This window comes from Lachnospiraceae bacterium JLR.KK002 (assembly GCA_036941025.1).
GTDB lineage: Bacteria > Bacillota > Clostridia > Lachnospirales > Lachnospiraceae > Petralouisia.
In genome coordinates this window covers 1,464,927-1,479,357 of sequence record JAYMNP010000001.1, presented here as the reverse complement: position 1 = coordinate 1,479,357, position 14,431 = coordinate 1,464,927, and the positions used below count along the sequence as shown (strand labels likewise).

The 14,431-nt window shown below is 43.4% G+C and carries 15 protein-coding genes and 2 pseudogenes; 16 read left to right on the top strand and 1 reads right to left on the bottom strand.

The features are described from left to right. The first annotated feature begins 91 nt into the window (after nucleotides 1-91). The 8 genes and pseudogenes from VSQ32_07155 (at nucleotide 92) to VSQ32_07120 (ending at nucleotide 6,769) form a co-directional block, all read left to right on the top strand. Nucleotides 92-749 (top strand): annotated as a pseudogene (locus tag VSQ32_07155) (TraG/TraD/VirD4 family protein). Between the two features lie 284 nt (nucleotides 750-1,033). After that, nucleotides 1,034-1,249 (top strand): Maff2 family protein, encoded by a 216-nt coding sequence (locus VSQ32_07150; protein MEH2942641.1) that lies wholly within the window; start codon nucleotides 1,034-1,036, stop codon nucleotides 1,247-1,249. A 210-nt stretch (nucleotides 1,250-1,459) separates the two neighbouring features. Continuing rightward, a complete protein-coding gene (locus VSQ32_07145) occupies nucleotides 1,460-1,828 on the top strand; it encodes a hypothetical protein (protein MEH2942640.1) in 369 nt (122 codons plus the stop codon). A 363-nt stretch (nucleotides 1,829-2,191) separates the two neighbouring features. Next, entirely contained in the window at nucleotides 2,192-2,887 is a 696-nt protein-coding gene (gene vanR / locus VSQ32_07140) for a VanR-ABDEGLN family response regulator transcription factor (GenBank protein ID MEH2942639.1), read from the top strand. Between the two features lie 26 nt (nucleotides 2,888-2,913). Next, a complete protein-coding gene (locus VSQ32_07135) occupies nucleotides 2,914-3,426 on the top strand; it encodes a VanZ family protein (protein MEH2942638.1) in 513 nt (170 codons plus the stop codon). 14 nt (nucleotides 3,427-3,440) lie between these two features. After that, nucleotides 3,441-4,505, top strand: a complete 1,065-nt coding sequence (locus VSQ32_07130) for a HAMP domain-containing sensor histidine kinase (GenBank protein ID MEH2942637.1) — start codon at nucleotides 3,441-3,443, stop codon at nucleotides 4,503-4,505. A gap of 139 nt (nucleotides 4,506-4,644) precedes the next feature. After that, nucleotides 4,645-5,532 (top strand): ABC transporter ATP-binding protein, encoded by an 888-nt coding sequence (locus VSQ32_07125; protein ID MEH2942636.1) that lies wholly within the window; start codon nucleotides 4,645-4,647, stop codon nucleotides 5,530-5,532. A gap of 1 nt (nucleotide 5,533) precedes the next feature. Further along, nucleotides 5,534-6,769, top strand: coding sequence for an ABC transporter permease subunit (locus VSQ32_07120; GenBank protein ID MEH2942635.1), 1,236 nt, complete (start codon nucleotides 5,534-5,536; stop codon nucleotides 6,767-6,769). Between the two features lie 372 nt (nucleotides 6,770-7,141). Here the strand turns inward: VSQ32_07120 and mobC are convergent, their stop codons facing one another. Further along, nucleotides 7,142-7,483, bottom strand: a complete 342-nt coding sequence (mobC, locus tag VSQ32_07115) for a plasmid mobilization relaxosome protein MobC (GenBank protein MEH2942634.1) — start codon at nucleotides 7,481-7,483, stop codon at nucleotides 7,142-7,144. 368 nt (nucleotides 7,484-7,851) lie between these two features. Here mobC and VSQ32_07110 point away from each other — a divergent pair, with 368 nt between their 5' ends. From VSQ32_07110 to VSQ32_07075, 8 genes and pseudogenes are all read left to right on the top strand, one after another. Then, nucleotides 7,852-8,190: a hypothetical protein gene (locus tag VSQ32_07110; protein ID MEH2942633.1), complete on the top strand. Its 339-nt coding sequence runs from the start codon at nucleotides 7,852-7,854 to the stop codon at nucleotides 8,188-8,190. Nucleotides 8,191-8,235: 45 nt separating this feature from the next. After that, nucleotides 8,236-8,565, top strand: a complete 330-nt coding sequence (locus VSQ32_07105) for an HTH domain-containing protein (GenBank protein MEH2942632.1) — start codon at nucleotides 8,236-8,238, stop codon at nucleotides 8,563-8,565. 446 nt (nucleotides 8,566-9,011) lie between these two features. Then, entirely contained in the window at nucleotides 9,012-9,341 is a 330-nt protein-coding gene (locus VSQ32_07100) for a hypothetical protein (protein MEH2942631.1), read from the top strand. A 144-nt stretch (nucleotides 9,342-9,485) separates the two neighbouring features. Then, entirely contained in the window at nucleotides 9,486-10,142 is a 657-nt protein-coding gene (locus VSQ32_07095) for a CHC2 zinc finger domain-containing protein (protein MEH2942630.1), read from the top strand. Beyond that, nucleotides 10,099-11,418: a DUF5906 domain-containing protein gene (locus VSQ32_07090; GenBank protein MEH2942629.1), complete on the top strand. Its 1,320-nt coding sequence runs from the start codon at nucleotides 10,099-10,101 to the stop codon at nucleotides 11,416-11,418. Before VSQ32_07095 ends, VSQ32_07090 begins: the two co-directional genes overlap by 44 nt. A gap of 296 nt (nucleotides 11,419-11,714) precedes the next feature. Further along, the gene (locus VSQ32_07085; protein ID MEH2942628.1) at nucleotides 11,715-11,912 is read left to right on the top strand and encodes a hypothetical protein; all 198 of its coding nucleotides are present in this window, start codon (nucleotides 11,715-11,717) and stop codon (nucleotides 11,910-11,912) included. Further along, nucleotides 11,905-13,566, top strand: coding sequence for a recombinase family protein (locus VSQ32_07080; protein MEH2942627.1), 1,662 nt, complete (start codon nucleotides 11,905-11,907; stop codon nucleotides 13,564-13,566). Before VSQ32_07085 ends, VSQ32_07080 begins: the two co-directional genes overlap by 8 nt. Before the next feature lie 46 nt (nucleotides 13,567-13,612). Further along, a pseudogene (locus VSQ32_07075) lies at nucleotides 13,613-14,407 on the top strand (CD0415/CD1112 family protein). Nucleotides 14,408-14,431: the final 24 nt, after the last annotated feature.

Genomic DNA, 14,431 nt, shown 5'->3' with positions numbered 1-14,431 from the left:
AGCCGTGTACAGCGAGAGTTGTAAGCACGGTTCTGAGGGGGGACTGTGCAGACCTACCCTAGAAATACGGCAAGGCGGCACTTTCCTACCCTACAATTTTATTGTGTCTATCATGTATACGCAGCTTTTCAACCTGCTCTGTGACAGGGCGGACGATGTGTATCATGGCAGGCTGCCCGTCCATGTGCGCTGCTTGCTCGATGAGTTTGCCAATATCGGGCAAATACCAAAATTTGAGAAGCTGGTTGCCACAATCCGGAGCCGGGAAATCAGCTTCCATTATCTTGCAGTCAAAGTCGCAGCTTAAAGCGATTTATAAGGACAATGCCGACACCATTGAAGGGAATTGTGATACCACCTTATTCCTCGGAGGGAAGGAAAAGACCACCTTAAAAGAGATGGCGGAAATTTTAGGTAAGGAAACGATAGACCTTTACAATACCTCTGACACAAGGGGTACGTCGCAGTCCTACGGTTTAAATTATCAAAAGACCGGAAAAGAGCTTATGAGCCAAGATGAGATTGCGGTTATGGACGGAGGGAAGTGCATCATGCAGCTTAGAGGGGTTAGACCGTTCTTCTCCAATAAGTTTGACATCACGAAACACAAGCAGTACCGGCTTCTGTCCGATTTTGACGACAAGAACGCTTTAGACATCGAAAAATATGTAAAGAACCTGTGCAGAGCAAGAGTCAGGGACAATGACACCGTTGATGAGGTGGAGGATGCGGGCGTGATTGAAGCATGACAACTGAATATGGAAAAAACTGAATATGGAACCCGTCAACCAGTCACAGAACTTCTGGACAAAAAGTCTAAAAGTTACGGAAACGGAGTTTTGAATGTATTTGGGAAAGGACAAAACAAAGCGTCCGGCATAGCCAATCGCCAAACTGAATATGCCGGATGCCCGCAGGGTTCTTCCTAAAGGATTGCCCTGTCTTTATCTTACCATAAGGCAGGGCATTTTAACACGAAAAACTCTTTCAGAAACCAGACAAAATAATTTTTGAGAAAGAAAGAGGTAGAAACATGGCATTTTTTACAACAGCGGTAACAGGATTAAAGACAGTCGTAACAGCAATCGGCGCAGGCGTGGGCGTATGGGGCGTCATCAATTTGCTCGAAGGATATGGGAATGATAATCCGGGTGCAAAGAGCCAGGGAATCAAGCAGCTTATGAGTGGAGGGGGCATTATCATTGTGGCGCAGACGGTGATTCCACAGCTTTCCAGCCTGTTTTCATAAGATAAATGGGCGGCATCATAGACAAAATCACTGATTTCATAAAGGAGATGCTGCAAGGGTGGGTGCTTAACAACCTTGATACCATGTTTTCCGAAGTGAATTGTTAGTAAAGTGGGTTTTGCCAAAAACAAGAGGAATAAAAAGCTGGTGTGCAGGTGGTTCTTATAAAATGAATATGGTAAAATTTTATAAGAAACGAGGTAAAGCAATATGGAGAAGAAAATTTATATCACAGAGGAAGAACGGACAAAATGCAAAAAGGTGGCTGAAGCGTTTACGGAGCTGTACGAAATGGCGGACATTGTAGTGGTTGATGTCGGCAGATACGGTTTTGTGATGCTGAAATACTATATGCCGCCGCATGGATTTGAAGAAGATGCGACTTTTACGGATAGTAAAGCATTGTTTGAGGGATTATGGCAGGAATGGCTTGATATGAAGCTGTATTTTATGGCAAAAGGCACTTCTTTGATGGAAATAGGGTATAAAGGCGTATTCGAGAGCCTTTCAAAAGAAAAACAGTTGGAACTTATCGGGCGGAAAACTTACTTCGCAAGAATGGCGGGGATAGATATGTAAAATGGTGTTTTTGAATAAGTGATAGATAGGGAGATGGATTCCGTAGGCGCAGGCATTGTGGAAATGTCGTATAACTGGCTGCGTTCATGAAACTGTGGGAAACCCTGTTTGCAGGATGTGGGAAAGCTGCTTTTGCTTTTCCACAGGCTGTGAATGGGGTTTTCCATAGTTTCATAGCCAGTTATGCACATTTCCATGATGTGTCTTTAGATACTTGCTATTGTCTGAATCTGTACTTATAATTGTAGATGCGTTTAGGAAATTCTTAATAAATTTTTATGCGGTATTTTGAGATTTCAAAGCTAAAAGCAGGTATACTTTTAGTGAGAAATTGTCGTTTCTTAGAAGGAAAGGGATATGTGTATGTCTGAAAAAATATTAGTTGTCGATGATGAACATGATATTGCAGATTTACTTGAGGTTTATCTGCGAAATGAAAACTATACGATTTATAAATACTATTCTGCCAAAGAAGCATTGGCTTGTATTGAAAGCAAAGAAATTGACCTTGCCATTCTCGATATTATGCTGCCGGATATTAACGGATTTTCTATTTGTCAAAAAATCCGTGAAAAACATACTTATCCGATAATAATGCTGACAGCGAAGGATGAAGAAACGGATAAGATTACAGGCTTGACTTTGGGGGCGGACGATTATGTGACAAAGCCGTTTCGCCCGCTTGAACTGATTGCCAGAGTGAAAGCGCAGTTAAGGAGATATAATAAATACTCTCCAACGCAAAAACAGGACATGCCTGCTACAGTGTTGACTTATAAGAAACTATCGCTCAATACACAGACTTATGAATGTGTGCTGGATGGGGAGATAGTACCTCTGACACCTACAGAATTTTCTATTTTGCGTATTCTGTTGGAAAAACAGGGCGTGGTGGTAAGCCTTGAGGACTTGTTTCATTCTGTATGGAAAGATGAGTATTACAGTAAAAACAGCAGCACAATTACTGTGCATATCCGGCATCTGCGGGAAAAGTTGAAAGATACGGCGGAAAAGCCAAAATATATAAAAACAATATGGGGAGTAGGTTATAAGATTTAGCCTTTGCTCCCAGACAAGGAGATAATATGAAGAAAAATGAAAAAACGGGTTTGCTTGTACCATTATTATTCGCTGTTTACCTGCTACTTTTAATATGGATTATTTTATTTAAGCTTGAATTTTCAATTAGTGTATTAAAAACAAGCCGAAGCATAAACTTGATACCGTTTTATTATGAAAATGAGATTGGAATGGGATTCCATTTGAAAGAAGTTTTAGAAAACGCAGTGATATTTATTCCACTTGGCATTTATTTGTGCATGTTAAAGCATGATTTCAGTGTAAAAGTAAAATTCATTTTTATTTTGATGACAAGTTTGATACTGGAAATATCCCAATATATTTTGGCAGTTGGACGGACGGATGTGACGGATCTGATAACAAATACTTGTGGCGGAATGGCTGGTGTTGGTCTGTACTGGCTGTCTGTAAAGGCATTTCACAATAAAAAAAGATTAGATTTCATCATTATGGTTCTTGCTGCTGTTGCTACAATAGTAGTGATAGGTCTTTTGGCAATTCTGTTAATTGTAAATTGACGGGGGTGATTTCTTTGAAAGAACAGAGTTTTCCAATCAGAAAGAAACTGGAATTTCGTCTTTTGGTTATTTTGCCTGCATATGTAATCGCTGGCATTATTATATTGATGTTGTATCAGGTTACTTTTTCCAGCTTTAAAAATCCAATTATGGAATGGATATACTGGCGGTTGGATGTCATATATTTCTTTTATCTCTGTATTGGTTTGTCTGGCATTTTTTGCCATTATTGGAGAAAACCGTGGGATTATCTGGATGAAGTGATTGCTGCCACACAGACAGTATATGAGCAGAACAGTCATACCATTGAATTGTCGGAACCACTCCGGGAACTGGAACAGCAGATGAATCAGATTAAAATGTCCATATTGCTTAGCCAGAAAGCGGTAAAAGAAGCAGAGGACAGAAAAAATGAACTGGTTATGTATCTGGCTCATGACATTCGGACACCTCTGACAGCAGTGATTGGTTATTTAAGCCTGCTTGACGAAGCACATGATATGCCTGAAACTCAAAAAGCAAAGTATGTGGGCATTGCGCTTGATAAGGCGGAACGACTGGAAACATTGATAAACGAATTATTTGAGATTACAAGATACCATACGGAAACAGTACAGATAAAGAAAACACTGGTTGACTTATATGCTCTTTTGGCACAGGTAATAGAGGAATTCTATCCTTCCCTTTCAGCAAGGGGGAATCGTGTCAATGTTTCTATTGAGGATAATCTGAATATAACCGGTGATCCTGAAAAGCTGGCAAGAGTATTCAATAATCTTTTAAAAAATGCAGCCGCTTACAGTTATCCTGATACGGAAATCAGTATATCTTCAGAGAGAAAAGGGAAGAATGTTGTAATTATTTTCCGAAATCATGGACAAACAATTGCGGCAGAGCAGTTATCGGGCATCTTTGAAAAATTCAACCGCTTAGATGAAGCCCGGCTGTCTGATACAGGAGGGGTAGGTCTTGGTCTTTCTATCGCAAGAGAGATTATCAACCTGCATGGCGGTGAAATCATAGCGCAGAGCGAAAACGAAACAGTTACTTTTACCATTACTCTTCCTGCTGATTCTTAGGAAAATTTATGTTTGATATTAGGAAGTTCTTAGGATTATTCCAGTTTAAAATTTGAGAATGCAATGCCCCTGTTTGGTACAATCATTACTGAACAGGGGTATTTGCCTTTGAAAACAGGCTTGGAAAAGGAGTGACGTAATGGAACTGAAAATTGAACATTTAAGTAAACAGTTTAAAGACAAAAAGGCTGTTGATGATGCCTGCATTACTCTGACACCGGGAGTGTGGGGATTGCTTGGCGCTAATGGGGCAGGAAAAACTACCCTTATGCGTATGATTGCTGACATTATGACGCCTACCAGCGGGGCAATTTATTATGATGGCGCTGATATCCGCAAAATGGGAGAGTCTTATCGGAACATATTTGGTTTTTTACCGCAGGATTTTGGATATTCCCGTGATTTCTCGGTAAAAGATTACCTTGAGTATGTAGCGGCGCTTAAAGATGTTCCGGCAAGGGAAACTACAAAGAAAATCAATTACCTTTTGGACATACTTACGCTTTCTGATGTAAAAAGGAAAAAAATTGCAAAGCTGTCCGGAGGAATGAAGCGGCGTGTCGGTATTGCACAGGCAATGTTAAATGATCCGAAAATCCTTGTTATGGACGAACCAACGGCAGGGCTTGATCCCGGAGAGAGGGTACGCTTCCGTAACTTTATTTCGGAATTTTCACATGACAGAATTGTGCTGATTTCTACCCATATTGTTTCTGACATTGAGTATATTGCGACAAGAAACGCCATTATGAAGGCAGGAAAAATTGTGGATATAGGAACAACAGATGAGCTTGTGAAAGAGATTGAAGGGAAAGTCTGGACGTGCTCCGTACCAGCCGGGGATTTGAGCAGTTATGAGATGCGGCTTAGAGTTATCAATCAACGTGGTGAAGATAACGGGCAGGTATCCATTCGGTATTTATCCGAAACACCTGAAATTTCCGGAGCAGTTGCTGTATTGCCTCGGCTTGAGGATTTATATCTTTGGTATTTTCCACAGGAAAATCTGGAAGGGGAGGGAAAATAATATGCGCTTATTTCGTTTAGAAGTGAAACGGATTATAATGTCACGCTGTACTTTGGTATTGATTGCTGTTGCTATTTTGATGTCTGTTATATCGGCATATCTGCCGATTAGTTTTGAATCTATTAACCGTCCGGGAGAAAATGGCGAAGTCATTGAGTTAGATGGCTTGCCTGCAATTAAGTTTAAGAGAGATTACTATGCAAAAACAGCAGGGGATATTACGTCGGAGAAGCTGGCGGAAGCCCTGCGGGTATATCAGTCGTGCGTAAAGGAATATGGCACACTGGATGATGTGCCGCTGGACGTTTATATTGAAAATATTATGGCAATACGCCCTATGCTGAAAGGATTAAGCGAAGCCTTTGCTGATCCGAAAACAGGCATCGGGGCAGAACTTATGGATATTGCCCCGGATGAAGTGGAACAGTATTTTTATGAGAGGTGCGCTTCTCATCTGGATCATGTTATGAACCTTGAGCAGAAAGAATATCCGACAGCCGGGCAGTTTGCCGCAGATGAGTATGCAAAGCTGAAACAGCCATTCTATCTGTTTCCCGGTATGAGCAGGGATGCTTTTGACTATACAACATTGTATATTTTAGTTTTGTCAATCCTTTGTACCGCTATTGCAGCTCCGATTTTTGCAAATGAATATCAAACCGGGAGTGACAGTATTTTACGTTGTACCAAATACGGGCGCATGAAATTAGCTGTCACAAGGATTTTAGCAGCCAGCAGCATATTCATAGTAATTTTTGTTTTGGGAATGTCAATTCATTTGTTAATCCTGAACCTTGCGTTTGGCACAGATTGTCTGGAAACTTCTTTCCAAATGTTGTTTTCCGTCATCAACCTGCCAGATATGAACCTGGGGCAGCTCCAGATTGTTTTGGTACTGGCTGGATTGATTTCAGTATTGGCAGTCATCAGCTGTACATTTTTCCTCTCTGCCAAATGTAAGGATTCATTAACAGTGCTGTTGATTTCTATGGTAATACTGTTTTTGCCTATATTCGCTTATGGGGCTTTAGGTGATACATGGATTGGAGGAATTTTGCCGTCCGCAGGCATTGGTATGAAAAATAATTTTCTTTATCAGCTCTGCGATTTTCATTTTCTGCATATTGGGGGAATGAGTTTTTGGACACCATATGTCATTCTCATATCGGCAGTGGTTGAAATTCCTGTCTTTATGTTTTTGGCAGTCAGATTTTATTGCAGACATCAAGTAGTATAGTGAGAGAAAAATTCAGTTAAAGACAGCGGAGTGGAAAAGAACATTTTTTAAAGGAAAACACAATTTAATCTGCCGTATGACAATTTATATTGTTGTACGGCAGAGGTGCTTTTATTGAATGTTCAGAGGTGAAAATAGAGGAATAGGATAATGATGAAAATAAAATCCCAAATATATAAGAACAGGTTAAGGACATTCATAAAAATAAAAGGTATGTTACACACATCAAGGTGTACTGTGAATCAGATTAAAACTGAATTACAGCACACCTTTTTTAATGTCGAATTTTGACCATTTTTGGATTTAATAGAGGTTTTGCTTTTGTAAATTTTCCTGAAAAATTGATTGCTGTTGTGCTACATAGATATGTTTTTACTGTTTCATGGAGGGCTGTTTTTTCAGCATGGCTAATTGTGTATCCCATACTTGTTTCATCAGCTTTTTCACTTCCTCCACATCGGCTTTATACACATTTCCTGTGGCATTCATTCGCTTTGCAATCTGGTTCAGGTTGCCGCTGATTTTTCCGAGTGTAGCATTGTATTCCCGTAAATCCGAATAGTCAATGTCATAGACAAAGCCGTATAAAATCAGGCGGCGCAGGAAGGTGGATTTGCTTTTCATGCCGGAGATTTTTACTTTCTGTTCCAGTATGTATTGCTCCTTGTCGCTTAGATATATTTTCAGCTCATTTTTGCGCTCACGGTTTGCCATTTTTGGTTTTTTCTCCTTATCAGTTTTTTAATGGGATTTTACAAAAATAAATGCCCTCATACATGGGGCATTCGTACAAAAAAATCAAAAACTTAGGCAGGGCAGTTTGTGATTTTTTGAGCGCAAAGGGGGGGTAGGGGGATATGCCCCCTACAAGCCAATTTTTCCAAGTTCCCGCTTCGGGGGAATTTGAAAAATTGGAGCCTGTGAGGGAACACAGGCAGTGCTTGCTATTCTTGTCCGGAAAGGGTTTTATCTTTCCGGCTTTTAGAGAAAAACTTGGAAATTTTTTTAGCAATGCCCCCATAGAGGGAGCATTACTTTATCTACAATTAACATCAGAAACAGCGGAGAAAGGGGGTGAAAAAGTGTTAGACCATGCATTCCAGCGGCGGCGTGAAATTGAGCGTATGCTGCTGTCAGGAAAGAGGCTGACGGTATCGGAACTTATGGGTAGATACTGCGTGGGCAGGAAGTCAATCAGCAGGGATTTTGAAGTCATAGGCGAGGAACTTCCGGTCATTTCAAAAAAAGGATATAACGGCGGCTATTTCCTGATGGACGGCGTTGGGAAAAACCAGAATACGCTTTCGCATGAACAACTGGAATGCCTGGAAAAACTCGCTGTTGGATGTACGGGGAAAGACAGGGAAACCGTCCTGTCAATCATACATGAATTTGGGCCGTACTGTGAAAGGAATACATAAAAAAACCGGGCAGTTTTCAAGCCCCAAAATGAAGGGAGGCGCAGCATGAACACGGCACACCGGAGAATGGAAATCATCAGCATTTTGTCTGTCAAAGGGCATATCACGGCAAGGGAGCTTGCGTGGGAATTGGGCGTTACGATACGCACGATACACCATGATATTTTCGCATTGACTTTTGATTACCCGATTTATACAAAGCCGGGTTGTGGCGGCGGGGTTTTTATCACGGAAAACTACAAGCCCTATACCAATACCCTTACAGAAACAGAGCTTGAAACACTGTGCAGGCTGTACGGGAAAGCGGAGGGGAAAGAGAAAGAAATCCTGTTCCGGATTATCCACAAGTACGGGGCGGACAAGCTGGAAATTTGACCGGACGTATAGATATATCTTATTTGGGATGCGGACTTAAAAGGCATCGCTTACTGACAACTGAATATGGACAATCCTGCAAGACGTATGAAACAGCCGAGCTGTGCCAAAGCACGCCATGACCGCCTGTACTGGACAGGCAAGAGCGAGAAATGTTTTAAAGCAAACAAGGTGTGGGAACCTTGCGCCATGACACTGTTTCCTGATAATGATACTTCCGTAAAACGGTCACAAAGATGATGGTGCGATTCCAATGTGGGCTTCTCTCCCAGAAGCTACTTGTAGGATATAATTTAATCATGGTAAAAATGGTAATGGATTTTTAACAGATAATGAGAATAAATTGAGCATATTAAAAATTGATAAATTTTTCTAAAAGGTAATTGCAATTTATACAAACTTATAATATTATTATATCTCACTATAATGATTTGGAGGTACATGAAATGGAAATGTATGATATTAGAACAATTACTCTTGCACAGTTTAGACAGTTAATTGCCGATGGTGATGATAAACATGATAACCAAATACGTGTTACAAAGAGTGGGATGGTTTATTTATCAGACATAGTTGGGGCCGATCAACTTGATAATATTGCTTTTAGATTTGAAACATTTGATGCATACAATGATTATATTGGGAAAGCTGCATCAGAGGATGATAGTCATGTAAAACCACTATTTAATGCATTAAAGGGGAATTGGGAAAAGGGCTGTATTCATACTTATGTAGATGATTTTAGAATTTATGATTATGGAAATTATTGTGAATAAGTTATCTTTCTAATAATATATTGATTGTGTGGTAGGTGTTTGCTCCACTAACTATTTTACTCATACAGCGCAAGGGCAGTTATGAACCTGTAAAGGTTTGTAGCTGCCTTTTTTGCGTTGCGGAGATTTTGAATGGAGGGCTGCATGAATGTATTTGAAGCGATAAGGGAAAACGGCATTACCGCAAGGCAGGCGGCGGAGCATTGTGGGATAAAGATAAACCGCAGTGGCATGGCGGTCTGCCCGTTCCATAAAGACAAAAATCCGAGCATGAAGATTGATAACCGCTATTACTGTTTCGGATGCGGGGAAAAGGGCGATGCCATTGATTTTGTGGCGAAGTATTACGGGCTTGGGAAGAAGGAAGCAGCATTGCAGATTGCGTTGGATTTCGGTATCAGTTTTGAGGATAACAGGGGCAGGAAGTCGCCGCCAAAGCGGAAACGGAAGTTATCACCGGAGCAGAGGTTTGAGAGGGCGGAAAAGAAGTGTTTCCGTGTGCTTTCCGATTACCTGTGCTGTCTGAGGGAATGGAAAAAACAGTATGCGCCGCAGGAGCCGGACGGGGAATGGAACCCATTATTCTGTGAAGCGTTGGAAAAGAAAGATTATATTGAGTACCTGCTGGATGTTTTATTGTACGCTCCGCTACCGGAGCGTGTGCAGTTAGTAGCGGATTATGGAGAGGAAGTGTTGAAAATTGAAAGAAGACTGGAACAGTGTGCCGTCGGAGCAGAGGGCGGCATTGGAAAAGACAATGGAGAAAATGGAGCGGGCGTCACAGCCGGAAACATGGTTTGACGGGAGCAAAGTCAATGACGTGCTTTTCTGTGAGGATTTCCTCGCAGGGCATCCTATGAAGTGCATACACGGCACTTTTTTTGACGTAAACGGGGTAATCGGGGATGCGGAGCAGATTAAAGCGGAGATATACTACAAGATTGCGCCGTATGTCACATCAGGCATCGCAAAAAAGGCGACAACGCTCCTGGATGCGCTGCGGATCAGGTGCTACTCGCCGCCGATACCCTACCAGACAGACCGTATCCATGTGGCGAACGGAACTTATTTTCTGTCGGGGGATTTCTCCGCACAGAAGGAGTTCTGCATGAACAGGCTTCCGGTGAAGTATCTGCCGGGTGCGCCGGAACCTTCACGCTGGCTTGCCTTTCTTGGACAGTTATTAGTGCCGGAGGATATTATCACGTTGCAGGAGTTTATGGGCTATGTTCTGCTGCCCACGACAAAGGGGCAGAAAATGATGATTGTCATAGGGAAAGGCGGGGAGGGCAAGTCACGCATCGGCAGGGTGCTTCGTGCTTTGCTCGGTGACAGCATGAACACAGGCAGCATACAGAAAGTGGAGGTTGACCGCTTCGCACGGGCAGACCTTGAATGGAAACTGCTGATGCTTGATGACGACATGAAGCTGGAGGCACTGCCGCAGACGAACAATATCAAATCCATAGTGACGCTGGAAGATAAAACGGACTTGGAGCGCAAGGGGAAACAGAGCGAACAAGGGTATTTATGCGTGAGGTTTATCTGTTTCGGGAATGGCAACCTCGGTTCACTGTATGACCGTTCTTACGGCTTTTTCCGCAGGCAGATTGTCCTTACCGTCAAAGAGCGTGAGCCGGACAGGAAAGACGATCCGTTCCTCGGCGAGAAGCTGATTGCTGAAGCGGAAGGGATATTTTTATGGTGTCTTGAGGGGCTGCACCGCCTGATTGACAACGGGTACAGCTTCACCATAAGCAAACGGGCGGAGGACAACCTGACAAAAGCCATGCAGGACGGGAACAATATCATCGTATTCATGCAGTCGGAGGGCTATATCAGGCTTGAGAAAGGCACACACGCCACGTCAAAGCAGCTTTACAGCGCCTACAGCCAGTGGTGCGGGGACAACCTCGAAAAGCCGTTAGGGGAGCGCAGTTTTTCTAACTTCCTGCGGCAGAATGAGAAGCAGTACGGGCTTGACTATACCCATAATATCGCACTCGGCTCCGGCAAGACCGCAAGGGGATTTAAAGGTATCCATGTAAAGGTGCGGACAGGGGAAAGCGGGCATTAAGACGAAAAAGACGCAAAGACGGGCAAAATCCGAAATCCTTTTTTATATATACATACGCTTATGCAGGAGCCTGTTTCCTATATATAATAATTTTTATTTTCGAACTTGAAAAAGAAGTGTCTTAGCGTCTAAACATAGGAAATACAAGGCTTTGGGGGCATTTTGGAAGCGTCTTTATTGCGTCCTTTCAAAGCGCCTGATACCCGGCAGAGGAAATTTCACACCTTGCCGGGCTTTTATTTTACACGGCAGGACGCAGAAAGCGTCTGATACTGGATTGATTGGAGGGAATATATTTGAATAAAACAAAACTGATAGTGACAAGGGTATTTGACAGCAGGAGAACGGCGCAGGATGCGTTTGTGAGGGCGATATTAAATTCCGACAAAGAGGAAAAGTGCTTGCAGGCATGGGGGGATTCCGATATAATAGAAACCAGAGAACCACTTTGCAGTTCACCAGCTTTTTCCGGGAAGGGAGAAGCGAATGGGTAGGACTACATACAAAACAGCACCAAAAGGCGGGTTATATACCCGATTGTCCGTTGATGACGGCATCACGGACAGGGAAAGCAATTCCATAACGAGCCAGAAGCAGATGCTCATGCAGTACGCACAGTACCACGGGATAGAGGTCGTGGAAACCTACGTTGACGACGGTTGGAGCGGCACGAATTTTGAAAGACCGGATTTTAAGCGCATGATTGAGGATATTGAAAGCGGGAAAATCAACACGGTCATCACGAAAGACCTCTCACGTCTTGGGCGTGACTACTTGCAGACAGGTTATTATACCGAAGTATATTTCCCCGGCAAGAAGGTACGCTATATCGCAATCAGCGACGGGATTGATACTGCTACGGGGTACAATGAGATGGCTCCGTTCAAGAACCTGTTTAACGATTTTTACGCACGTGACATCTCAAAGAAAATCCGCAGCACCATGACCACGAAGGCAAGGGCGGGCATCTACCACAGCACCGTGCCGCCGTTCGGCTACCGGAAATCGCCGGAGGACAGCCACAAGCTGATACCGGATGCGGAAACAGCGCCGATTGTAAGGCGGATGTATGAGCTGGCTGTGCAGGGCAAAGGCTACAAGGCAATCGGCAACGTTCTGAAAAGGGAGCGCATACCGATACCCGCATACTGGCATCATGTAAGGGGCGAACGGACGTGGGCGGGCTTTCAGGGCGAGGGGCATATCTCCAACTATATGTGGAACGAAACCACGATAAAATGGATACTCTCGCACGAGGTCTACATCGGGAGCCTTGTGGCGCAGAAACAGTCAAAGCTGTTCAAGGTCGGCAAAAATTATGTGAAGCCCAAAGACGAGTGGGTGGTAGTTAAGGACATCTTCGAGCCGATTGTGGATTTGGAACTGTGGGAGCGTGTGCAGGAGGTCAACGGGAAGCGCAGGCGGATGTGCAAGGCAAAAAGGGAGCCGAGTATCTTTTCCGGCATTGCCTACTGCCCAGACTGCGGCAGGCGCATTTCATTCTTCCCTGAAAAGACGAGCAAGAGCAACCCGGAAAAGACCTATTTCGGTTCATGCCAGAACTACAAGGCGAACGGGCCGGACGGATGCACGCCGCACCGTATCAAAGAGCAGGACTTGTACGATATTGTCCTCAAAGACATCAGGGAATGGGCGGCAATGGCACTTGCAGACGAGCAGGCAGTCCTTGGCAGGGTTATGGAACAGCAACAGATTAACAGTACCGTGGATTATGGTTTGGTTGAGGGGAAAAGGCGAACCATTGAGAAAAGGCTTGGGGAAATAGAGAAAGTCATAAGCAGGCTGTATGAGGATTACGCACTCGGCAGGCTTGCGGGGGCAAGTATAGACAACCTTATGCCGAAGTACCAGAGGGAGCAGGAAGAACTTAAAAAACAGCTTTCCGCATTGCAGGAACAGTCGGCAGAGCATGACGCTACAGAGCAGAATGCGGAAAAGTGGATAAGTCTGATCCGGCAGTACACTGACCTGAAGGAATTAAATTCTTGTATCATCAATGAACTTATCACAAAGATTTTAGTAGGCGACAAACGCCGGGTAAATGGTGAGAAAGTTCAGTCTATCGAAATCCATTACCGTTTCATCGGAAATCTGACCGACAGCGGGAATGGGGAAACAATTCAATAAAAAATCCAGTTAAAAACAATTTAGCTGTAAAAACCGACTTTATCGGGTATTTACAGATGTCAATGATAAGGTCGGCACGATTGCGGGGGAGGTCAGCAAGACACCAAGCACTTGGAACTCCGGCATATTCAGCATGATACGGACGTTATCGGAAAACGTGGTAGTCCCCATAGCAGGCATGATTATCAGTTTTGTGCTGATCTATGAGCTGATAACAATGGTAATCGACAAAAACAATATGCATGACTTTGATACAAGCCTGTTCTTCCGTTTTTTATTTAAGGCTTGTATCGCTGTCATGCTGCTTTCCAAGACTTTTGATATAGTCATGGCGGTGTTTGACGTGGGAAGCCATGTGGTGACACAGGCGGCATCTTCCATATCAGGCTCTACAAGCCTTGACGTACAGGCTACCCTTACCACCATGTTCAATAACCAGATTGACACAATGGGGATAGGGGAGCTTATCGGTCTTGGTCTGGAAACTATGGTCATCAGCTTATGTATGAAAATCATGTCCGTCCTCATCACCGTCATTCTATACGGGCGCATGATTGAAATATACCTTTATGTGTCAGTTGCGCCAATCCCGGCAGCGACAGTTACCAACCGGGAATGGGGTACAATCGGGACAAATTATTTAAAAGGGCTTGTCGCACTTGCGTTTCAGGGGTTCTTTATCATGGTGTGCGTGGCGATCTATGCTGTGCTTGTGGCAAGCGTGGCAGTGGCAGGCAATCTGCACAGCGCATTATGGTCGGTTGCGGCATATACCGTAATCCTCTGTTTCAGCTTATTCAAGACAGGCTCATTATCAAAATCAATTTTCAATGCCCACTAAACACAGCGTATTTATGGAAGCTGG